This is a genomic window from Steroidobacter sp. (assembly GCF_016790065.1).
Taxonomy (GTDB): Bacteria; Pseudomonadota; Gammaproteobacteria; order Steroidobacterales; family Steroidobacteraceae; genus Steroidobacter.
The window spans coordinates 24,831-46,264 of the sequence record NZ_JAEUPY010000254.1; the positions used below are offsets into that span (position 1 = coordinate 24,831).

Genomic DNA, 21,434 nt, shown 5'->3' on the forward strand with positions numbered 1-21,434 from the left:
CTGCAGGGGGAGATCATGGAACTCAGCTACGTGTGTGGCACCGGCACGGTGCCGTTGTTATACAAAACCGTCGGTGCCGTACTCGAAGACGCCGCGCGCCGCTGGGGCGAGCGGACGGCGCTGATCGTTCGTCAACAAAACATTCGCTGGACCTATCGCGAACTGAATGAAGCGGCCGATCGTTTTGCCGCCGGCTTGCTCAAGCTCGGCCTGCAGCCGGGCGATCGTGTCGGCATCTGGTCGCCGAATCGTTACGAATGGGTGCTCACTCAGTTCGCCACCGCCAAGGCCGGGTTGATCCTGGTCAACGTCAATCCTGCTTATCGCACTTCCGAGCTGGAATTTGCGCTCAACAAAGTCGGCTGCAAAGCGCTGATCCTCGCGCCCAACTTCAAGAGCAGCGATTACGTCGGCATGCTTCGGCAACTTGCGCCGGAGTTGGCCACCAGCGCGGTGGGCGACCTACACGCAGCTAGATTGCCGACGCTGCGCACTGTGATTCTCACCGACGATGCTCGCGTGCCGGGATTCATGCCGTTTGGCGCCCTCGAAACATTGGGCACCGATGTGGAACGCGCGCGAGTGAATGAGCTGCGCGGACTGCTGCAGCCCGAAGACGACATCAATATTCAATTCACCAGCGGCACCACCGGCTTGCCCAAAGGCGCCACGCTGACTCATCACAACATCGTCAACAACGGCTATTTCGTGGCCAGCCACATGGCGTTCACGCACGAAGACAGTCTGTGCATTCCGGTGCCGCTGTATCACTGCTTCGGCATGGTGATGGGCGTGCTGGGTTGTGTGACGCACGGTGCGGCGATGGTGTTCCCGGCCGAAGCGTTCGAGCCCGGTGCGGTGTTGGAAGCGGTCAGCGCCGAGAAGTGCACGGCGTTGTATGGCGTGCCGACCATGTTCATTGCCGAACTCGATCATCCGAAGTTCCGCGAGTACGACCTGAGTTCGTTGCGTACTGGTGTCATGGCTGGCGCGCCCTGTCCGGTCGAAGTGATGAAGCGCGTGATCGCCGATATGCACATGAGCCAAGTCACCATCGCCTATGGCATGACTGAGACCAGCCCGGTGAGTTTCCAGAGTCGCAGCGACGATTCCATCGAGCGTCGCGTGTCCACGGTGGGCCGAATTCATCCGCACCTGGAAGTGAAGATCGTCGATACCGAAGGTCGCGTGGTGCCGCTAGGTGAACGTGGCGAGCTGCTCACCCGTGGCTACAGCGTGATGACTGGCTATTGGGATGACGCTGAGAAAACTCGCCAATCCATCGACGCACAAGGCTGGATGCACACCGGCGATCTGGCGGTGGTCGATGCCGAGGGCTATTGCAACATCACCGGTCGCGTGAAGGACTTGATCATTCGCGGCGGCGAAAACATCTCGCCCCGCGAAGTCGAGGAATTCTTGTATCGCCACCCGCAGGTTCAGGATGTGCAGGTGTTCGGCATTCCGGATCAGCGGTACGGTGAAGTGGTGTGCGCCTGGATCAAGCTGAAGGGCGGCGATCCGTGCGACGTTGAGACTATTCGCCTGTTCTGTCGCGAACAGATTGCGCACTTCAAAGTGCCGCAGCACATCCGCTTCGTCGAACAGTTCCCGATGACGGTCACCGGCAAGATTCAGAAGTTCGTCATGCGCGAGCAAATGATCGCCGAGCTGCAGCTGCGCGAAGACGTTACTGCCTGATCAAACGTTCGCGGCCTGGTCAGGAACGTGTGCCAGGTCGCGACGCGCGGCCGCCGGAGTGACGCCGAGAATCTTGCGCATGTGACGGGCAAGATGGCTCTGATGCGCAAAGCCGGTGGCGAATGCGATCTGCGCAATCGACAGCGACTCATCCTGTAGCAGCAGCTTCGCGCGCTCGACTCGCCGGCGCAAAATGTATTGATGCACCGGTGTGCCGGTCGAACGGCGGAACAGCGTCTTCAAGTGAGAGACGCTGACGCCGGCGACCTTGGCAATTTCAGCCAGAGACAGTTCGCTCTCTAGATTGTCTTCGATGTGCGAAATCACCAGCTTGAGTTTCCACGCACTCAAGCCGCCCTTCGGATCGCGCATTGGCAGTGAGCGGCGATTGTGCCGTTGTAGTAAGCGCGCGGCGAGCGCGGTGCCGAGACTCTCACGAAACAAACGTCCGCCGGCGCCGCCGGAATCGATATCTGCCTTGATGGCCCAGCCGATGTGTTCGATGAATGGATCGCGCAATTGAAAACGATCGGCGATCTCGATGTTGGACGGATCCATGTCGAGCTCGACGGCCACGGTGCGCAACAGTTCGTCGGGCACTCGCATGACCAGCGTCGTGCCGCTTTGTTTGGTTTCCCAAGCGGCGGGCGTGTGTGCGGGAATGATGTCCAGATCGCCGGCCACTTCGCGGCCATGACGAAGTCTGCCGCCCCGGTCGCAAGTCACTTCCACCGACGGCCCGATATGCATGCAAACGATGGCGTACGGTCGAGGATCGATACGCGTCATGCCGGCCGAGAAGTTACTGATGTCGGCGTTGACGGTTCGCTGTGCGAGAAAAGCCATGGGGGCTGCTCCGTTCCGTGTCAGTCAGCGTCCGATCGTGCTGGGTGCGGGCTCAATAGGCGAGGCCCTCGCTGCGGGAATTATTGAGCGCGCCAGTGGCGTTCGCCAATGGCCCGGCCGAAATGGCTAGCGCTCCTGAGCGCAAGCGCGCAATTCATGCCACGCCGATTGGGAGCGATTAGCAACTCGGCGGAAAGTCGGGCCGCCGGTGCGCCAAGTTGACAGCCTCAGACGCAAGTGTGATGGTCGCCGGATGTCGACCGCTTCATTATCTCCAGCAGATCTCGCACGTTACAGCCGGCACTTGGCGTTGCGCGAGATTGGCGTGGCTGGCCAGGAAAAGCTCAAAGCAGCGAAAGTGTTGTTAGTGGGCGCCGGCGGACTCGGCTCGCCGGCGGCGCTGTATTTGGCGGCGTCCGGCGTAGGCACGATTGGTGTGATCGACAACGATCGAGTCGATGTCTCGAATCTGCAGCGGCAAGTGCTCTACGACACGCACAGCGTCGGTCGTCCCAAGGCCGAGGCCGCCAAAGAACGGTTGCTGGCGTTGAATCCCGAGATCGAGCTGGTTGCGCATGCCGTCGAGCTGCGAGCGGCCAACGTTCGCGAAATCTTCGGCAAGTACGACATCGTGCTCGACGGCACCGACCGCTTCACCACTCGCTATCTATCCAACGATGCCTGTGTGATTTTGCGCAAGCCGTTGGTGTCCGCCGCCATTCATCGTTTCGAAGGGCAGGCGATGACATACGTGCCGGATCGCGCGCCCTGTTACCGATGTTTGTTTCCTGAGCCGCCGGCCGACGGCTTGGTGCCGAATTGCGCTGAAGCGGGGGTGCTCGGTGTGCTGCCCGGGGTGATGGGCACGATTCAGGCGACGGAAGCCATCAAATTGATCGTCGGCGTCGGTGAGCCTTTGCTGGGACGCTTCCTCACTTACGATGCGTTGGCGATGCGCTTCGGTGAGTTTCGTTTTCAGCGGCGGTCGGACTGCGCAGTCTGCGGCGATCAACCGACGATTCGCGAGCCCACGGATCTGGTCGAGCTATGCAGTGCCGATGTGATGGCGCAGGTTCGGCGGTTCTCGCCAGCAGAGCTGCGAGGGCTGTTGAATGAGGCAGCGATCATCGACGTGCGTGCGCCGGCTGAGTTCGCGGTGTCGCGTTTGCCGGGCGCAGTAAATATTCCAGTCAACGAATTGGAGCAGCGGCTTGGCGAAGTGCCTCGAGACCGCGTGGCTGTTTTTATCTGTCGTAGCGGGGCGCGTAGCACGACCGCATCGGCCATTGCTACGCGCGCCGGATTAACGAAGGTGGCTCACTTAGAAGGGGGCTTACTAAGGTGGGCCAAGGAGCTGGACGAGTCGTTCGTCGTCGCTCCGGTGGGCTGATATCAACGGGCTCCCGCGCGCGACAGGTGACGCGCTTCGTGCCGATCCGTCAGCCAACCGCCTGACGGCTGCCAATCCGCCAGCTCGGCGCGACGGCGCTCACGAGCCTGCTCCAGCGACTGCATAGCCTCCGGCAGGGTCGTCTGCACGCGGGTCGACATATGGATCATGTTGTCGTCTTCGAAATCGAGCATGCTTGCTCTCCTCTGCGTTCGCTGCAACCGTGACTGCAGATTACGCCGGCCGGCCACGGGCATCATCGGGGCAAATGGCATGTAATTGATTCCTCGCCGGCAACAATCCAGGCCAAACCCGGCGATTTACCGGTGAATGCGGTTGAGGCCGAACGTGACCGGCCGCACAATTAACGCCACCACAGGTCGCATTACGTCAGGAGTGCATTCGTGAATCAGAGCGTGTCCGAAGGTTCGGCGAATACCTCGATGGCTAACGTCATCTACGTGCTCTATTTGCTGGCGCTGGTCTCGGGCATCACTGCCGTCATCGGCGTGATCGTGGCCTACGTGTACAAAGACGGTGCACCGGAATGGTTGCGCACCCATTACGAGCTGCAAATCCGCACCTTCTGGATGGGCCTGTTGATCGGTGTGATCGGCGGCATCCTGAGCATGGCGCTGATCGGAATTCCCATCCTGCTGGCACTGGCGGTGTGGTGGATCATTCGCTGCGTGAAGGGCATCAAGCTGCTCGGCGAACGGGCCGCGTATCCCAACCATCGCGGTTGGGGAATCTAACGGCCTGCTAGTACACGTCGCGGCGATAGCGCCCGGCGATGGCTAGATTTTCCACGGTGTCGGCGCCGAGCACTGCAGTGAGTGCGGCGTCGACAGCCGGAGCCATTCCCTGCAGGCTGCCGCAAACATAGATGGCGGCGCCGTCTGCGACCCAGCGTTGCAAGTCGGCGGCACAGTCTCGAACTTGGTGTTGAACGTAGCGCCGCTCGGATTGGTCGCGCGAGAACACCAGGTCGACGCGTTCGAGCTGGCCACTCTCGCGCCATCGGTCGATCTCATTTCCGTAGAATCTATCGTGCGCGACATGGCGCTCGCCGAAGATCAGCCAATTGCGATGGTTGCCGGCAGCGATGCGCGTTTTCAGCAAAGCTCGCAAACCAGCAATGCCGGTGCCGTTACCGATCAGGATCAGCGGCGCTGTGCCCTTTGGCGCGTGAAAATTCGGATTCGCGCGCACGCGTAACGCGATGTCGTCACCGACCTTTGCGCCCGCCGTTAGCCAGCCGCTGCCCAAGCCTGGCTCACCGTCCGGGCGACGCATCTGTCGCGCTAACAAGTGAATCGCGCCGTCCCCAGGCAGCGAGGCAATGGAATATTCGCGATGGGGCAGGGTCTCTGGCTTGTCATCCCACGTTGAATTACGCGGATCGATTTCTGCGATGTCACCGGCCTGCCAGGTCGCATTCGCCTCAGCTTGCGGTTGCAGCTCGATGTGAAAACAAGCGTCGCCGGCGCTGCCGGGATTGATCAGCTGTCGCGCTGTCAAACGCCAACGTTCATATCTAGGCGCTTCCCAATCGGGCAGGTCAGGGCTGTTACTCAGTACGCTGAGTTGATGTTGCCAATGACGGAGCGCGCCTTCGTCGCCGTTATCGACTTCGACTACGTCGAACAACGCGGTGGCGCCTTGATGGCGCAGCCACTGATCGAGCCGATGGCCGAACGCGCAGTATTGATCGTACTCACGGTCGCCGAGTGCGAGTACGCCGTAACTCAAGTCCTTGAGCGAGACCGAGCTATCGAGCACGTCTCTCACGAACGCGGCGGCCGGATCTGGCGCGTCGCCTTCGCCTGTCGTGCTGAGGACGAACAGGGCGCTCTTGGACTGCCGCAGGATCGCATCGTCGACTTCTTGCAGCGACGCCAATACAACCGGCGTGCCGGCGGCCTGCAGCGATTGCGCCGTTCGCGTCGCGAGCTCCGCAGCGAAACCGGTTTGGCTGGCGAAGGCGATCAGCGTGGTCGATGCGTTCTTATCGCTGCCGGGCTGGATCAGAGCAGCGCGTCGTCGTGGCCACAGAAAATATCCGCAGGTCGTTAGATACAGAATGACAACGACGCACGCCGAGTACAGGCGTGCGTCGCTGAGACCAGCGAGAATTCCGGACATCCCCGCCGTTACTGCGGCAGGACTTCGAAGGTGGCGACGTAGCTCAGCCGACGCTGCTTGGCCTGCTTCACCGACGTCTTCTGATCTTCGGAGCCGGTTTCGAGCCAGTACATGCCGGGATGCGGCCAGTTGACGCTCAGCTCGCCTTTGGCGTCGGTCTTCAGCTTCTGTTCTTCCTGATCGTTGCGATAGCGTGTGCCGCCCGGCTGCACCACGACCTCGAGATTGGCGACGGGTTTGCCGTCGAGCAGGAAACGAAACTTTGAAGCTTCGCCCGCGTACAAGTCATTCGGATGTGTGACCGGCACCAGTTCCAGGCCGATGTTGGTGGGCTTCAATGCAGCTTCGGTCGGCTTGCCTGCGGTCACGAATGTTTCGATACGACCGACCGACTCGTTCACTTCCAGGTTCTTGGCGTTGGCCGGCACTTCGGTCGCGAACTTTGCCGGCGTACCACGCCAGCGCTTGCGTGCGCCGTTGTCGTCATAGGTCGCAGTCAAGCCGTTGTTCACTAGCGCCAGCTTGTACGTGCCGGCCTGTTTCAGCTGCAGGTCGAAGACGCTGCGATATTTACCCGTGTGCGGATTTTCCGCCGCGACTTTCGAGCCATTGGGCGCGGTGATGGCCAGCGATTCCAGGCCCAGCGGCACATGGTTGAAATAAAACAAATCGTTCGAGACTGCCGCGTCCACCGTGATCCATTGATCGACGGTCGACACCGTGCTCGAGGGCAGCAGCCAAAACTTGTGCGCATGACTGGCAACAGGCAGCAACAGGGCAGCCGAAACAGCGATGGCGCGCAGTGCGTTTTTCATGAGGTTCCTCGCGGAAGGTTAGGGAGTGACGTTGACTGCGACGGCGCCGAGCTCGGACTTGCCCTTGGCGGTCGCTTGTTGTTTCTGAGTGCCGGGCCATTCGAAGGGCAAACGCAGCAGCTCACGGCCGCCGACTTCGCGGGCCGCTTCGACCACTACGTTGTATTTGCCAGGCGCGAGTTGCGCGAGCTGTTTGTCGCTGCTCTTGAAGTTCAACACGTGCTCGCCGGCGGGGCGCGTCGCACCGGTGACGCCGTCGACCGGTGTTTGTAACTCGCGGCCACCACGGCGCCACCACTGACGCAGATCTTTGAGCCACTGCGTGCCGTCTTCTTTTTTGGTATCGGTTTGATACCAAACGGCCAGTTGCGCTGCCGTGCTTTGATCCTGGTTCTCCACCCAGACCGCGAGGTAGGGGCGGTGATATTCGGCGACGTCCAACCGCGGAATTTCTACCTTGATGCTCAGCTCAGCGCCGAAGGCAGCGGCGCTCGATCCGAGCAACAGCGCGGCGCCCGCCAGCTTTGTGAGTACTCTCATGCTCAACCTCAGTGAATAAACAAAATCGCTAGCAACAACGGCAGCGCCAGTCCCAAGCCCACCATTGGCCAGGTGCCGGGACGATTGCTCGCATGCATCTTCAACAACAGCAGCCCGGTCACCGCGAACACCAACGCAGCGAACGCGAACACGTCGATGAACAAGCTCCAGGCCGCGCCGGTGTTACGTCCTTTGTGCAGATCGTTCAGGAACGACAGCCAACCGCGATCCGTCAGTTCGTGTGTGACCGCGCCGTCTTCGAGACTCACAGTCAGCCAAGCGTCGCCGCCGGGTCGTGGCAACGAGACGTAAACTTCATCGTCGGACCATTCTATCTGGCGATCAGCAACGCGTACCGACAGCGCGCTTCCGAGCCAATCGACCACCGGCGCTGGCAATACCGCCTTCTCGTCGTTGTCCGCTTGCCAGGTCTGGCGAAGTTGCGCGAGCAACGGCTCAGGCAACGCAGCCGTCTGGGTCGTGACCTCGGGCTTCGCGCTGATCCACGAGGCATGGTTGAGGGTGAAGCCGGTAACGCTGAACAAAAGCATGCTCACCAGGCATGCCGCGGCACTGACCCAGTGCCACTGATGCAGGTGTTTCAACCAGAACGACCGGGATTTCTGTGACATCATATGAGAATAATTCTCAACTGCAAACTTGTCACGGGAAAAAATTCGAAATTTCCCCAGTCCATCAAGTAATGTGTCCGACCGCTACACCGCTATGCAGGCGTTGCGCGTATATTTGCCCCCCTTTGGGGCAAGTGAGGAAAGCTTCTTGAGCGCAGCCGCAGTCAGTGTCTTCGACATGTTCAAAATCGGCATCGGGCCGTCGAGCTCCCACACCATGGGGCCGATGACCGCAGCCAGCCGATTTGCGAAGTCGCTGGAGGATCAAGGACTGTTGGCGAAAGTCGCGCAGGTCACCGTGAGTCTGTATGGCTCGCTGGCGTTGACCGGCAAGGGCCACGCCACCGATACCGCCGTGACCACCGGCCTCGCGGGCTGGTTGCCGGCGCAAGTGGATCCGGATGCGGCCGCCAAGCTCATCGAAGAAGTGCGCCAGCACGGCAAGATCAAGCTCGCCGGCAGTCACGAAATCGATTTCCGTATCGAGCGTGACATTCACTGGAAATACAAAGAGAGCCTGCCTTATCACCCCAATGCGCTGACGTTGTTCGCGCGCGCTGCGGGTGGTGAGTTGCTGAGTGAGGCGACTTTCTATTCCGTCGGCGGTGGCTTCGTCGTCAGCGACGCAGAAGCCAAAGCTCCTGCGACTGCCACTACTGCGACCACGATTCCGCTGCCGTTTTCCAACGCCGCGGAGCTGTTGGTAGTCGCTGACAGCAACGGTCTGACGATTGCCGAAGTGATGATGCGCAATGAGTGCGCGACGCGCGCTCGTGAAGAAGTGCTCGCCGGCCTCGATCGCATCAGCGAGGCGATGAATGCTTGCATCGACCGCGGTCTGCGTCAGGACGGCATATTGCCCGGCGGATTGAACGTGAAGCGTCGCGCCGCCAAGTTGCGCGCCATGCTGGAAAAACGCGAAGAGAACAAGACTGCCGACGGCCTGATCGCCATGGACTGGATGAATGCCTGGGCGCTGGCGGTCAATGAAGAGAACGCTGCGGGTGGCAAGGTAGTCACTGCGCCGACCAACGGCGCGGCTGGCGTCGTGCCAGCTGTACTGCGTTACTACGATCGTTTCTGTAATGGCACGCGCGAAGGTCGCCACACTTTCTTGCTGACTGCCGCGGCTATCGGGTCGCTGTACAAACTCAACGCGAGCATCTCGGCCGCGGAAGTAGGCTGTCAGGGCGAAATCGGCGTGGCTTGTTCCATCGCCGCTGCTGGTTTGGCTGCCGCGCAAGGCGCGACCAATGAGCAGGTCGAGAATGCCGCCGAGATCGGCATGGAACACAATCTCGGTCTGACCTGCGATCCCATCGGCGGGCTGGTGCAGATTCCCTGCATCGAACGCAACGCCACCGGCGCGGTGAAGGCGGTGGATGCGTCACGGCTGGCGATGATGGGCGACGGGTCACATCATGTGACCTTGGATCGCGTCATCGAGACCATGCGTCGCACCGGTGCCGATATGCAGGACTCGTACAAAGAGACCTCACTCGGCGGCCTCGCGGTCAATTTGCCGGAGTGCTAGCCCGGAACTAAGCAGCTGCGCTGACTCCTGACCTAACGCAGACAGCTCGCATACACTGACGGGACCGCCAGGACCACGTTGGATCCGAGCTGAATGCGTTCAGGAGTTGGTCATGCTCAGAGCAGGTTGGGTGGCTGTCGTCGCGGCAGCTTGGGTCGTTGGCGCCGCGAGCGCTGACGAGTCCGCCGGCAAACAACAACAAACCGCTGCGCCGGCGCGTTACACATTCTCATGGCCGCTGGAAGCGGGCACACCTGCCCCGCGTGGCGGCACTACGAAAGGCGCGCCAGTTACGCTCGATCTCGAGCCTTCCCAAGCTTGGAAGGAGTTGCGGGCCGACGGCTTGTCACCGCAAGAGCGAGACCGTCGCGCGATTCTCGCGATGGCTGGCACCTATCGCGTTACGTTCGACTTTCTGGAAGTCGTGCCGTTCACTCCGCTGGAAAAACCCACCTCGCCGTATCAATCCTGGGGCACGGAAAAAGTATACGTCGACAGCGACGACGGTAAGAACATCAGCCTGGTGCACATTCTGGAGATGCGCATCGTGCAGAAGGACGGTGCCATCAGCGAGCCCATGGTTACCAAACATTGGCGTCAGGATTGGCAGTATCAACCCACGCACGTGGTCGAGTATCGCGGGCGCGATCGTTGGCAGCGTCGCAAGTTGAGCGCGGCGGAATCCAAGGGCGCTTGGGTGCAGTCGGTTTATCAAGTCGATGAATCGCCACGCTACGCCAGCGTCGGGCGTTGGGAACATTCGGCGAGTTTCTCCTCGTGGTTGAGCGCTGAAACCTGGCGGCCTTTGCCGAGACGCGAATGGAGTGTGCGCGACGACTATCAAGTGCTAGTCGGCAACAATCGTCACACCATTGCGCCGACCGGTTGGATTCAAGAAGAAAACAATTTGAAGACGGTGCTCACGGCCACGCGTGAGGTCGACTCATCGCATCCATACATCGCACGCGAATACGGTGTCGCGCGTTACGAAAGAATTCGCGACGCGGATTTCGCGCAGGCCGATAGTTATTTCGACAAGACTCAACAATTCTGGGATCAGGTGCGCGATGAATGGTCGCAGATCTTTCTGCAGCAAGGTGAGGTCACGCTGAAAGGTCCGGTCGACAAGCTGGGTCTGTTTCACCCCTTATTCGAACAAGCAGAGACGATAGTAGAGCAGGGTGCTGCGGCCAGCGCGCAGAGCGCCACCGTCATTCGTAATGCTTTGAAAGATATGGGCGCCTTGCCCTAGCCCCGACCCGAAAAGGAATCGGCAAAAACAAAATAATCGGTTTCGGCTGTGCCAGGGCTTGCATTGTTATTGAGAAGCATTATCATTTGCACCCATGCTGCAACAACAACCGAAAACCCCTCTCCGCTCTGCGGAGGTTCGATCGCCGGCCACCGAAGTCATTCGTGGGCCGGCGATTCCTTTACTGCGCTCCGAAGAGCTGTTCGGCAAGGCGCGGGAAATTCTGATCGAGCACAGCGGCGGTTATTACCGCTTGCGTGTGACTCACAGTAACAAGCTGATTCTGACGAAATGATTGGTTTTGCGGGATAGCTCGCCTCAAGCAGCCGTCCCTGGATCCTCAGCCAGCCAGTACATCCGTGTACCGTCGTTCGCGCGGTTCGAGGCGACGTTAAGTCGCCTCGAAAAGACATCCGCGCTCACCCCCGATCGGCGGCGCAGCTAGCTACTTCTCACACGCCGCCGAACAACAAATATCGGCGTATTGCTGAGGTAGCCGTGTCTACGAATGTTTCGTTGCTGAGTTTTGCGATTGCCACTTGGTTGCTGGCGGCCGTGTTGGCTTACTCAGCTTCGCCGCGGCAACGTTGGTTGCGCGTGCCGCTGCCTGCTTTTCCCACTCGTGTCAGTGCCGTGCTTGCCGCCATCGTCGGATTGCGGGCTTGGGCCGAGGCGCTGCGTTTCCTGTCTTGAGGTTTTGGGAGACTGAAGCGATGAATGCAGTCGTATCGCACCGCTGTTTGACCCGCGTGATGACCGATGACGATCGCGGTGTGGAAGTGGCGCAGTTGCAATCCGTGATGCATCGGATTCAAAGCTCGTTGCGCGACGTCCCGATGGCGCAGCGTGAATACATTGCCAACGCGTTGCTGAATCTGGCGGTGTCGCGCATGGTGAAGCAGGAGGGCAGGTCGCTGACCGCCAGCATCCTGATGCGCTTGGGCGACGTGGTCGCCAATAGCGACTCGCCGCCGGCTCCCGAAAGAGCCGTCGACTTGAGTCGTATCGACAGTTGATCGTTTAGATGGACACCAGGACCCGGCCGGTGCGCGCCTGGTTCTGATAGCCGCCCTGCTTGCCGTAAACCTTCGGTTGATCGGCGCGGCCGGTGACTACGTCCAACATGCCTTGCACGCGATGCAGCCGGGCAGTGACTAGAGCGCCATTACGGTCGTTGGCCGTGCGGCAGCGATTGGCGCGTTCGCCGACTTCGTTCCAGCGACGACGCAATTGTTTGTTGGGGTCGCACCAGGCAAGGATGCGATCCAGACCGTGCATGTCGGCCGGCACGTTCAACGCGCGGCACAGTGCCTTACGGTCGTCTTCGATGCGCAACAACGTGCCGATGCAGGTCTGGCGCGCATTACCGGCGCGATCCAGTGCTTCGACGTCGTTGGCCACTAAAAACTCATGCTCGCGATCCAGCAGCTGGTGCAGCTGGTCGAGCGTGCTCGATTCTTCGTTAATCAGTTTGTCGAGAGTATCGCGACAGATGACCGGATCCACGAAACCTCACTCCTTCACTTGAAGTCGACTCGGCCCTCGGCCGCGAACGACCGAAGGATTACTGCGCAGCTCCGATTTCCCGATCCATGCGGAGCAACTTGTCGGCGATGCGCTCCGGCACCACCTGGTAACTACCGTTCTCGATGGCCTGGCGGATGCGGGCGACTTTCGCCTCATCCACCACCGGCAAGCTGTTCACCGTCTGTTCCAGACTGGCCAGCGTGCGGGCCTGGTCGGTGATGCGCACCGGACTGGCCGTCTTGCCCGCTGCTTCGGCAGCGCTCGCGGCACCATCCTTCGCACGCGACACCGATTTATCGGTGCTCACCTGCACAGGGGGGTTCTGGTAGCCAGTGATTTTGGTAGTCACGTCCCGTTCTCCGGTTGCGGCGACGACAACAACGTCGCACCGCTCGAAGAGGGTAACGGCTGCGATTCTGAGAACTTTAGCAACCTCATCGGCCACGGCCTCAGAGGTACCTTAGGGGAATCTCGCAGGCCGTCTAAAACCGGCGTGACAATAGGTCAAATCAAACTGACTTCCTTCACTCCCGCACAACGCGCCCAGCGACGTAAATCTCGTAATCGCGAGGACTTTCTGCGACTTGCGCCACACTCGGTCGGCGCTCGGCCGAATTGGCGCTGTTTACCGACGCAGGGAAAACCCCAGTGTCAGAAAATCGCCGCGATTTGGCCGCCGCTCTCAAGATCCGACCCTGACAACGCCGTCGCTTTCCACTACACCTTCGACAACTTTGAGCGAGCTCACATTCTGGACACGCACCCGATCGTAAGCGCCGCCCTCTGTGAGGGCCTGGCCTTGGGCGCGGATCTGCACTGAGCCGCTGTTGGCAATCAACGTGACCTGCTGGCCGCGACGGACCAGCACGTCCGGCTGAAGCATTTCCACTGTCAGCGCGGTGCCGACCGGCAGAGATCGCTTCAGGCGATGACCCTGCAAGGTGGCAGTGTCATTGATAAAGACTGCGGCCGACCCGGCCAGCCGGCGGACTTGCGGCTCGACATCGGCCAGCTCCACTCGCGCGCGGCGGGCCAGTGGCCGGCGCAACACCAGCACCGACACTTCGACTTCGACGCCGACCTGCACATAGATAGTCCAAGGGTTCCCAGCCGGGCAGCGCACGCCGACGGTCATGCGGCCGGAGTTCAGGCCGGTGCCTTGCGAGAAAGCTTCCAGCGGCGAGCTGCATTCATCCAAGCGCAGCCGCGGATCCAGATTGCCGGCGGTCACAAAGTGCTTGGCAGAATTTTCCGGCAGGGAAGACCGTACGAACTGCTCGGCGGCCGCTTGAATCGCCGGCAGCGGTTGCACGCCGGCCTGCGCAGTGGCCGCGAAGACCAGTGCTGCCAGGGTGCCAACCCCAGCGCTGATTCGTGCGCATATATAAGAACGAAAGCTGATCACGTTCGAAACCGCCGAGAGTCGTTGCATTGACGCTGCCTGAGATAAAGCAATTCAAATGCCAGAAATCGCGCACCGCCCCAGATCGTGCGCCCCGCTGCGAATACATCGTACGAACTGTGACGTAGCCGACAAATCAGTCGAACGCGGAATCGCTGTAGTTACCGAGCATGGCTGACGGTGAGGCGCGCCAAAAAACAAAACACTGCCGGTGCCCGACGGCAACGGCACGAACGCTGTAAGGCGGCAAGCGTTTGCCGCCTGCACGTGAACTACGTCGCGGGATTTTTGTTTGCTCGAGCCCAACAACCGCGCTGGACTGAGGAAACACGCGGGTTGCGCCGATGTGGCACGCGCCTTGCTAACTACTTTCGCAGACAGTTTTCTGACGGATGCAGTTATGACGAGCGCAATCGACAAACATCTCGGAGTGCACGCCCAGGCGCTGAACCTGCGCTCGCAGCGCACTGAGTTGTTGGCGGCCAACCTCGCCAACGCCGACACGCCGGGCTATCGCGCTCGTGACATCGACTTCAAGAGTGCGCTCGCTCAAGCCAGTGGCAAGGCCCAGCCTGGCGTGAGTCTGCAGACGACCAACTCGGCGCACATCGGTCCCAAGTTGGTTAACGGCGCAGCGGCGCCGGAACTGAAGTACCGCAATCCGCTCGCGCCTTCGCTCGATGGCAACACCGTCGATGCGCAATTGGAGCAGGCAGCATTTGCCGAGAACACGGTTCGCTATCAAGCAACGCTGCAGTTCTTGAACAGCAAGTTTCGCGGCCTGATGACGGCAATCACTGGTCAGTAATGGCCGGCCAGTAAGCAAGGTAAAGACACATGTCCTCCTTCAACATTTTCAACATCGCCGGCTCCGGCATGAGCGCGCAGTCGGTGCGCCTCAACACCACGGCCAGCAATCTCGCCAACGCCGACAGCGTCAGCGGCGATCCGAATCAGGTTTACAAGGCCAAGCATCCGCTGTTCGAAGCGATTCGTTCCGGCCTCGGCAAGGACGCGTCCACTTCGGGCGTGGCCGTCAAAGGCATCTTCGAAAACCCGGAAGCGCCGAGCGCGCGTTACGAGCCGGGCAATCCGCTCGCCGACGCCAACGGCTACGTGTACGCGCCCAACGTGAACACCGTGGAAGAAATGACCGACATGATCTCGGCGTCGCGTTCTTACCAGAACAACGTCGAAGTGATGAATACCGCCAAAGAAATGATGCTGGCCACGCTGCGGCTCGGCTCGTAATCGCACGCAAAAATATTCGGAGTTGACCGTTCATGGCTATTTCTACTGACCCGATTGCCGCTTACGCCGCGCAGGCTGCCGCCGCCGACCAGGCCAAGCAAAAGGACTCGCAGTCGCTCGGCATCGATTCGTTCCTGACGCTGATGACGGCGCAGTTGAAGAATCAGGATCCGTTGAAGCCGCTGGAAGGCACCGAGTTCATTTCGCAGCTGGCGCAGTTCGGCACCGTGTCCGGCGTGCAGGAAATGCAAACGTCGCTGGAAACATTGGCGTCTTCATTGCGTTCCACGCAGACCTTGAACGGCGCGACCATGGTCGGCCGCGACGTGCTCGTGTCGGCCTACAGCTTCGATCACACGCAGGGCGGCACGGTTACTGGTCAGGTCGATGTGCCTGCCAACACTACGTCGCTACAGCTGCGCATCACCGACTCGACCGGCGCAGTGGTTCGCGAGATTCAGATGGACACCGCGGCCGGGACGCAGACGTTCAGCTGGGACGGCCTGACCACCAATGGCTCGATCGCCGATTCGGACACCTACGACGTCGAGGCGGTCGCCAAGGTCGGCGGCGAGACCGGCTCGCTCGAGGTGCTGCTGGCAGGACGCGTCGCCAGCGTCAGCATCGACGCCACCGGCAACAACCTAACTTTGAACACAGCTTCGCTCGGCGCGGTGCCGATGAGCGAAGTGCGCCGCCTGCAGTAACGGCCAACCTCGACAGTTTCGAATTCACAGGTTTTTTGAGGAGCAACTTCCATGTCTTTCGGTATCGCGCTCAGCGGTCTCAATGCGGCTCAGCAGGACTTGAACGTCACTGCCAACAACATTGCCAACTCTTCGACGACCGGCTTCAAGCAGTCGCGCGCCGAGTTCGCCGAGTTGTTCGCTGTCTCTCCGTACGGCGTCAACCGCAACGCGCACGGTAACGGCGTGAAGGTGGCGGCGGTGTCGCAGCAGTTCACCCAGGGCAACATCAACACCACCAACAACAGCATGGATCTGGCGCTCAGCGGCCAGGGCTTCTTCGTACTCAGCGACGGCGGCTCCACGGTGTACAGCCGTGCTGGCGCTTTCCGTCCCAACAACGATGGCTATGTCGTGAACAGCATGGGCCAGCGTTTGCAGGTGTATCCGCCGTCGGCCACCGGCAACTTCAACACCAGCACGATGTCGGATCTGCGCCTGGTGACCAGCGAGAGCTCGCCGGCCGCTACTTCCGAAGTCGAGACGGTATTCAACCTGCCGTCCGCTGCCACGGTGCCGACCACCACGCCGTTCAGCGCTGCCGACGAAACCAGCTACAACACGGCCCGTTCGATGACCGTGTACGACTCGCTCGGTGCTGCTCACACCGCCAGCATGTACTACGTGAAGACGGCGACCAACGAATGGGACATGCACATGACCATCGACGGTAACGCCGCCGGCACGCAGCACCTGGTGTATGACCAGAACGGCAATCTCACCACGCCGGCCAACGGCCAGTTCGTGTTGCCGACCTACGATGCGGCCGCCGGCCTGTCGACCGGCGCGGCGCCGCTCAACCTGACCATGGACCTGAGCCGCACCACGCAGTACGGCGACACGTTCACCATGACTTCGATCACGCAGGACGGTTACACCACCGGCCGCTTGATCGGTATCGACATCGATTCCACCGGCGTGGTGCAGGCTCGTTTCACCAACGGCCAGTCGACGCAGCTCGGCCAGGTGGCGATTGCGACCTTCGCCAACCCGCAGGGCATGCAGCAGTTGGGCGACACCAACTGGGCGCAGACGTTTGCTTCCGGTCAGCCGCTGAATGGCCAGGCCGGTAACTCGGGCTTCGGTTTGATTCAGTCGGGTGCCTTGGAAGCGTCGAACGTCGACATCACGGCGCAGCTGGTCAACATGATCACCGCGCAGCGTAACTTCCAGGCCAACTCGCAAATGATCTCGACCGCCGACCAGATCACCCAGACCATCATCAATATTCGCTAATCCCGCTGAGGATTGACCGAGTAACTCATGGACAGATTCCTCTACATCTCGATGTCTGGCGCCAAGGAAACCTTGCGCGCCCAGACCGCGAACAACCACAACCTCGCCAACGCGAGCACGACCGGTTTTCGCGCCGACATGAGCGCGTTTCAAACGCGTTCCGTGGCCGGAACGGGATACACCTCTCGCGCCTATGCGACCAACTCGACCACGGGTTGGGATCCGACGCAGGGCGCGTTGACGGCGACGGGGCGCGATCTGGACGTGGGTATCAACGGCTCGGGTTGGATCGCAGTGGTGGGCAAAGATGGGCGCGAGGCTTACACGCGTGCCGGCGATTTGCGCGTCGATCCGAGCGGCATGTTGTTGAACGGCGCCGGTCTGCAAGTGATGGGCGATGGCGGTCCGCTGAGTGTGCCGCCGAATACTTCGGCGAGCATCGGCTCGGACGGCACGATTTCGGTGGTGCCGCTGGGTCAGGGCATCGAGACCACCGCGACGGTCGGTCGCATCAAGCTGGTGAATGCGCCCAACGAACAAATGGTTCGTGGCGAAGACGGTTTGTTTCGTAGCACCAGCGGCGCGGATCTGCCAGCCGATGCCAACGTGAAGCTGGTCACCGGCTCGCTCGAGACCAGCAACGTCAACACCGCTGATGCCATGGTCAACATGATCGAACTGGCGCGTCGTTTCGATCTGCAAGTCAAAGCGATGCGTACCGCTGAAGAGAACGCTGCTACTTCGGCCCAGCTGCTCCGCGGCGGCGTGTAATTCAGTCTTAGTTACCAGGAAATATTCATCATGAATCCAGCACTGTGGGCCGCCAAAACCGGACTCGACGCGCAACAGACGCGCATGTCGGTGACTTCTCACAACCTCGCCAACGTCAGCACCACCGGCTTCAAGAAAGGTCGCGCGGTGTTCGAGGACCTGCTGTATCAGAACGTCCGCCAGGTCGGCGGTTCGACCTCGCAGGACACGGTTGCTCCCACCGGCTTGTCGTTGGGCACGGGCGTCCGCGTAGTGGCGACAGAAAAGTCATACACCCAAGGCAACATGCAACAGACCGGCAACAGCCTGGACGTGGCAGTCAACGGCCGCGGCTTTTTCCAGATCCTGATGCCGGATGGCACGATGGGCTACACGCGCGACGGCGACTTCGAAGTCAACGCGCAGGGCGAACTGGTCACGTCCAACGGCTATCGCGTGCAGCCGGGCATCACCATTCCTGACAGCGTGCAGAGCATCACCATCGGCAAGGACGGCGTGGTGACGGCGCAATTGTCGGGCGAATCAGCGCCGCAGCAGGTCGGCACGATGCAACTGGTCGACTTCATCAATCCCGCCGGCTTGCAGCCGCGCGGCGAAAACCTGCTGGTCGAATCGGCCGCCTCGGGCGCGCCGCAAATCGGCACGCCGGGCTTGAACGGCTTGGGCTACATCGAGCAGGGCTCGCTGGAAGCGTCCAACGTCAACGTGGTGGAAGAGCTGGTGAACATGATCGAAACCCAGCGCGCCTATGAAATGAATTCCAAGGCCATCTCGACCACCGATCAGATGCTGCAGTACCTGACCCAGAATCTTTGAAGTCATTGAATCATGAGCACCGTACGTAATTTGTTCCTGGTGGTGGCCGCTGCGCTCACGCTCAGTGGTTGCGTCTCAGCGCCGAAAGAACCGGACTACGCGGCCACCTGGCCGGATCCGGCGCCGAGCTCGGAAAGCGCCAATGGCGCCATCTATCAGGTGGGCCACGACGTCGCGTTGTTCGAAAACTCAGTGGCGCGTCGGGTCGGCGATACCCTGATGATCAAGCTCAACGAAACCACCACTGCGTCCAAGAGCTCGAGCACCACCACGGCCAAGAAGACGTCGGCGGCTCTGCCGAGTCCGACCATTGCCGGCCGGCCGGTGACGGTCAACGGCACGCCGATTCTGGAAACCAGTATCGACAGCAATTCTTCGTTCGGCGGCTCGGGCGACAGCAAGCAAAGCAACCGACTTGTGGGCGACGTCACAGTCACGGTGGCGCAGCGGCTGCCGAACGGCAATCTTTTGGTCAGGGGCCAGAAGTGGATCACAATTAATCAGGGCCGCGAGTACGTGCGCATTCAGGGCATCGTGCGACCCATCGATATCGATCCTGATAACTCCATCTCATCTCTGAAGGTTGCCGACGCGCAAATCGCGTATGGCGGTAAGGGCGCGCTCGCCGATGCGTCGACGCCGGGCCTGTTGGCACGATTCTTCAATGCTCCTTGGTTGCCGTTCTAACAAACGGCGCTTTATCAGGAGTAAAGAGTGATCAAGTTCACGAAAGTTGTTGCCGCGACGCTGGTGGGTGCCCTACTGGCCGCCTCAGCGCATGCAGAGCGCGTCAAAGATCTGGCGTCGGTCGCCGGAGTGCGCGGCAACCAGCTCGTGGGCTACGGCCTCGTGGTGGGCCTCGACGGCACTGGCGACCAAACCAGCCAGGCGCAGTTCACCATTCAGAGCATTCGTAACATGCTCGCGAAGTTCGGCGTGACCATTCCGGCGAACGTGAATCCGCAGCTGAAGAACGTTGCCGCTGTGACGGTGCGTGCGGATCTGCCGGCGTTCTCCAAGCCGGGCCAGACCATCGACATCACGGTCGACTCGATCGGTAATGCGAAAAGCTTGCGCGGCGGCAGTCTGTTGATGACGCCGTTGCGTGGTATCGATGGCGAGGTGTACGCGATCGGCCAGGGCAGCCTGGTGGTCAGCGGCTTCGGCGTGGAGGGCAAGGACGGCTCGCGCATCTCAGTCAACGTGCCGAGTTCGGGCCGCGTGCCGAATGGTGCTTCGGTGGAACGCTCGGTGCCGACCAACTTCTCGAGCGAACCGTATGTCACGTTGAATCTGAACACTCCCGATTTCACTACTGCCGCTCGCCTGACCGACGGCATCAACAAGATGCTCGGCCCCGATACGGCTCGCGCCATGGATGCAGTGTCGATTCGCGTGCAGGCGCCGACCGATGCCAGCCAGCGCATTGCTTATCTCTCGACGCTCGAAGCGATCGAAGTGCAGCCGGGTGAAGCCCCGGCCCGCGTGATCGTGAATTCTCGCACCGGCACGGTTGTCATCGGCTCGGCGGTTCGTGTTACGCCGGCTGCGGTTGCGCACGGTTCGTTGTCGGTGACCATCACCGAACGTAACGACGTGAGTCAGCCGAACGCGCTGTCCAACGGCGAGACTGTGGTGACGCCGCGCTCGGAGATCAAAGTCGAGCAGCCCGAAGCGCGCATGTTTGTTTTCAATGCCGGCGTGAATCTGGATGAGATCGTGCGCGCCGTGAATCAAGTCGGCGCAGCGCCGGGCGACCTGGTCGCCATTCTCGAAGCGCTGAAAGAAGCGGGCGCATTGCGCGCCGAGCTGATCGTCATCTAAGGCCTCCTTCATCGGAGTATCTGCCATGACCGCGCCCATCAATTCTTCGTTCGACTTCGCTGGCCTGGCGACGTTGCGTACTGACGCAACCACCAAGCAGGACACAGCGACGCTCAAAGAAGCGGCCAAGCAGTTCGAGAGCCTGTTCACGCAGATGTTGCTGAAGAGCATGCGCGATGCCAATCGCAGCTTCAGCGAAGGCTCGATGTTCTCGAGCCAGCAGGGCGATTTTTATCAGGACATGTTCGACGACCAGATTTCCATGGAGTTGTCCAAGGGCAAAGGCCTGGGACTCGCCGACGTGCTGGTGCGCCAGCTGTCGCAGTCCGGCATGGTGAAAACCACCGACGCCACCGCGACCCAGGGTACGGCCAAGACTGAGTTCCCCGCAGCCACGCAGAATGTTTCTGCCGCTGCCGAGCATCAGCCGCTGGCCAAGTCCAAAGAAGATTTCGTCAAACAGATGTGGCCGCATGCGCAACGCGCCGGTGAGTCGCTCGGTGTAGATCCGAGTGCACTGGTGGCGCAGGCCGCGTTGGAAACCGGTTGGGGCAAGGCGGTGCCGAGTCACGGCAGCGGCTCCAGCAGTTACAACTTGTTCGGCATCAAGGCGGGTTCGAGCTGGGAAGGCGCGACGGCCAATGTGCCGACGCTCGAGTTCGAAGACGGCGTGGCGGTGCGTAAGGTCGAGCGTTTCCGCGCTTACTCGTCGCCGGCCGACAGTTTCAATGATTATGCACGTTTGATCGGCAACAACCCTCGGTACGAAAACGCCCGAGGCGCGGGTGGTGATGTGACCACCTTCGCCTCGGCGTTGCAGGAAGGGGGTTATGCCACCGACCCGAACTATGCGCAAAAGATCGTCGCAGTGGCCGACGAAGTGCGCGCGCTGACCAATACCGCCTCCTCAGACAATTCCTTAAAGTTTGCCTCGCTGTCGCCGACAACCGGCGGTAGAGGCGGACTGCGACGGTTTTGATCCGATGAGTCACTCGCACCCGCTGTC

The 21,434-nt window shown here is 60.8% G+C and carries 26 protein-coding genes; 17 read left to right on the plus strand and 9 right to left on the minus strand.

Annotated elements, in window-relative coordinates; translation table 11 throughout:
• Positions 1-15 precede the first annotated feature (15 nt).
• Positions 16-1,701: an AMP-binding protein gene (locus JNL55_RS10895; RefSeq protein WP_293852846.1), complete on the plus strand. Its 1,686-nt coding sequence runs from the start codon at positions 16-18 to the stop codon at positions 1,699-1,701.
• Here JNL55_RS10895 and JNL55_RS10900 read toward each other — a convergent pair whose 3' ends face one another.
• On the minus strand, positions 1,702-2,547 hold the full coding sequence (locus tag JNL55_RS10900) for a helix-turn-helix domain-containing protein (protein ID WP_293852847.1): 846 nt from the start codon (positions 2,545-2,547) through the stop codon (positions 1,702-1,704). It abuts the gene before it with no gap.
• A gap of 253 nt (positions 2,548-2,800) precedes the next feature.
• Between JNL55_RS10900 and moeB the strand changes: the two genes are divergently transcribed.
• Positions 2,801-3,937 carry a molybdopterin-synthase adenylyltransferase MoeB gene (gene moeB / locus JNL55_RS10905; RefSeq protein WP_293852848.1) on the plus strand — a complete coding sequence of 379 codons (1,137 nt, stop codon included), beginning with the start codon at positions 2,801-2,803 and terminating at the stop codon, positions 3,935-3,937.
• A gap of 2 nt (positions 3,938-3,939) precedes the next feature.
• On the opposite strand, the gene JNL55_RS10910 is transcribed toward moeB, so the two are convergent.
• Positions 3,940-4,131, minus strand: coding sequence for a hypothetical protein (locus JNL55_RS10910; protein WP_293852849.1), 192 nt, complete (start codon positions 4,129-4,131; stop codon positions 3,940-3,942).
• Positions 4,132-4,341: 210 nt separating this feature from the next.
• Between JNL55_RS10910 and JNL55_RS10915 the strand changes: the two genes are divergently transcribed.
• The gene (locus tag JNL55_RS10915; RefSeq protein ID WP_293852850.1) at positions 4,342-4,692 is read left to right on the plus strand and encodes a DUF4870 family protein; all 351 of its coding nucleotides are present in this window, start codon (positions 4,342-4,344) and stop codon (positions 4,690-4,692) included.
• A 7-nt stretch (positions 4,693-4,699) separates the two neighbouring features.
• Here JNL55_RS10915 and JNL55_RS10920 read toward each other — a convergent pair whose 3' ends face one another.
• Genes JNL55_RS10920 through JNL55_RS10935 form a run of 4 tightly spaced genes read right to left on the minus strand, consistent with a single transcriptional unit; the run spans position 4,700 to position 8,072 of the window.
• Positions 4,700-6,082: a sulfite reductase subunit alpha gene (locus JNL55_RS10920; protein WP_293852851.1), complete on the minus strand. Its 1,383-nt coding sequence runs from the start codon at positions 6,080-6,082 to the stop codon at positions 4,700-4,702.
• 8 nt (positions 6,083-6,090) lie between these two features.
• Complete coding sequence (locus JNL55_RS10925; RefSeq protein WP_293852852.1) at positions 6,091-6,897, minus strand: DUF4198 domain-containing protein; 807 nt, start codon at positions 6,895-6,897, stop codon at positions 6,091-6,093.
• Between the two features lie 18 nt (positions 6,898-6,915).
• On the minus strand, positions 6,916-7,437 hold the full coding sequence (locus JNL55_RS10930; protein WP_293852853.1) for a DUF2271 domain-containing protein: 522 nt from the start codon (positions 7,435-7,437) through the stop codon (positions 6,916-6,918).
• 8 nt (positions 7,438-7,445) lie between these two features.
• Positions 7,446-8,072: a PepSY-associated TM helix domain-containing protein gene (locus JNL55_RS10935; protein ID WP_415923057.1), complete on the minus strand. Its 627-nt coding sequence runs from the start codon at positions 8,070-8,072 to the stop codon at positions 7,446-7,448.
• A 145-nt stretch (positions 8,073-8,217) separates the two neighbouring features.
• On the opposite strand from JNL55_RS10935, the gene JNL55_RS10940 reads away from it, so the two are divergent.
• The 5 genes from JNL55_RS10940 (at position 8,218) to JNL55_RS10960 (ending at position 11,871) form a co-directional block, all read left to right on the plus strand.
• Positions 8,218-9,603 carry an L-serine ammonia-lyase gene (locus JNL55_RS10940; protein WP_293852855.1) on the plus strand — a complete coding sequence of 462 codons (1,386 nt, stop codon included), beginning with the start codon at positions 8,218-8,220 and terminating at the stop codon, positions 9,601-9,603.
• Positions 9,604-9,715: 112 nt separating this feature from the next.
• Positions 9,716-10,855 (plus strand): DUF6607 family protein, encoded by a 1,140-nt coding sequence (locus JNL55_RS10945; protein WP_293852856.1) that lies wholly within the window; start codon positions 9,716-9,718, stop codon positions 10,853-10,855.
• A 94-nt stretch (positions 10,856-10,949) separates the two neighbouring features.
• Positions 10,950-11,150, plus strand: coding sequence for a hemin uptake protein HemP (gene hemP, locus JNL55_RS10950; RefSeq protein ID WP_293852857.1), 201 nt, complete (start codon positions 10,950-10,952; stop codon positions 11,148-11,150).
• A 203-nt stretch (positions 11,151-11,353) separates the two neighbouring features.
• On the plus strand, positions 11,354-11,548 hold the full coding sequence (locus JNL55_RS10955; RefSeq protein WP_293852858.1) for a hypothetical protein: 195 nt from the start codon (positions 11,354-11,356) through the stop codon (positions 11,546-11,548).
• A gap of 20 nt (positions 11,549-11,568) precedes the next feature.
• Positions 11,569-11,871 (plus strand): hypothetical protein, encoded by a 303-nt coding sequence (locus JNL55_RS10960; protein ID WP_293852859.1) that lies wholly within the window; start codon positions 11,569-11,571, stop codon positions 11,869-11,871.
• Positions 11,872-11,875: 4 nt separating this feature from the next.
• Here JNL55_RS10960 and JNL55_RS10965 read toward each other — a convergent pair whose 3' ends face one another.
• From JNL55_RS10965 to flgA, 3 genes are all read right to left on the minus strand, one after another.
• Positions 11,876-12,361 (minus strand): flagella synthesis protein FlgN, encoded by a 486-nt coding sequence (locus tag JNL55_RS10965; RefSeq protein ID WP_293852860.1) that lies wholly within the window; start codon positions 12,359-12,361, stop codon positions 11,876-11,878.
• A gap of 58 nt (positions 12,362-12,419) precedes the next feature.
• A complete protein-coding gene (gene flgM, locus JNL55_RS10970) occupies positions 12,420-12,731 on the minus strand; it encodes a flagellar biosynthesis anti-sigma factor FlgM (RefSeq protein WP_293852861.1) in 312 nt (103 codons plus the stop codon).
• A 333-nt stretch (positions 12,732-13,064) separates the two neighbouring features.
• Entirely contained in the window at positions 13,065-13,814 is a 750-nt protein-coding gene (gene flgA, locus JNL55_RS10975; protein WP_293852862.1) for a flagellar basal body P-ring formation chaperone FlgA, read from the minus strand.
• A gap of 370 nt (positions 13,815-14,184) precedes the next feature.
• Here flgA and flgB point away from each other — a divergent pair, with 370 nt between their 5' ends.
• Genes flgB through flgJ form a run of 9 tightly spaced genes read left to right on the plus strand, consistent with a single transcriptional unit; the run spans position 14,185 to position 21,407 of the window.
• Entirely contained in the window at positions 14,185-14,592 is a 408-nt protein-coding gene (gene flgB / locus JNL55_RS10980) for a flagellar basal body rod protein FlgB (RefSeq protein WP_293852863.1), read from the plus strand.
• Positions 14,593-14,621: 29 nt separating this feature from the next.
• Positions 14,622-15,035, plus strand: coding sequence for a flagellar basal body rod protein FlgC (gene flgC / locus JNL55_RS10985; RefSeq protein ID WP_293852864.1), 414 nt, complete (start codon positions 14,622-14,624; stop codon positions 15,033-15,035).
• A gap of 32 nt (positions 15,036-15,067) precedes the next feature.
• Positions 15,068-15,742, plus strand: coding sequence for a flagellar hook assembly protein FlgD (locus JNL55_RS10990; RefSeq protein WP_293852865.1), 675 nt, complete (start codon positions 15,068-15,070; stop codon positions 15,740-15,742).
• 51 nt (positions 15,743-15,793) lie between these two features.
• Positions 15,794-17,017 (plus strand): flagellar hook protein FlgE, encoded by a 1,224-nt coding sequence (gene flgE / locus JNL55_RS10995; protein ID WP_293852866.1) that lies wholly within the window; start codon positions 15,794-15,796, stop codon positions 17,015-17,017.
• A 27-nt stretch (positions 17,018-17,044) separates the two neighbouring features.
• A complete protein-coding gene (gene flgF / locus JNL55_RS11000) occupies positions 17,045-17,788 on the plus strand; it encodes a flagellar basal-body rod protein FlgF (RefSeq protein WP_293852867.1) in 744 nt (247 codons plus the stop codon).
• 30 nt (positions 17,789-17,818) lie between these two features.
• On the plus strand, positions 17,819-18,604 hold the full coding sequence (gene flgG, locus JNL55_RS11005; protein WP_293852868.1) for a flagellar basal-body rod protein FlgG: 786 nt from the start codon (positions 17,819-17,821) through the stop codon (positions 18,602-18,604).
• 12 nt (positions 18,605-18,616) lie between these two features.
• On the plus strand, positions 18,617-19,291 hold the full coding sequence (gene flgH / locus JNL55_RS11010; RefSeq protein ID WP_293852869.1) for a flagellar basal body L-ring protein FlgH: 675 nt from the start codon (positions 18,617-18,619) through the stop codon (positions 19,289-19,291).
• Positions 19,292-19,318: 27 nt separating this feature from the next.
• Positions 19,319-20,428: a flagellar basal body P-ring protein FlgI gene (locus JNL55_RS11015; protein ID WP_293852870.1), complete on the plus strand. Its 1,110-nt coding sequence runs from the start codon at positions 19,319-19,321 to the stop codon at positions 20,426-20,428.
• Positions 20,429-20,453: 25 nt separating this feature from the next.
• Positions 20,454-21,407, plus strand: a complete 954-nt coding sequence (gene flgJ, locus JNL55_RS11020; RefSeq protein WP_293852871.1) for a flagellar assembly peptidoglycan hydrolase FlgJ — start codon at positions 20,454-20,456, stop codon at positions 21,405-21,407.
• Positions 21,408-21,434: the final 27 nt, after the last annotated feature.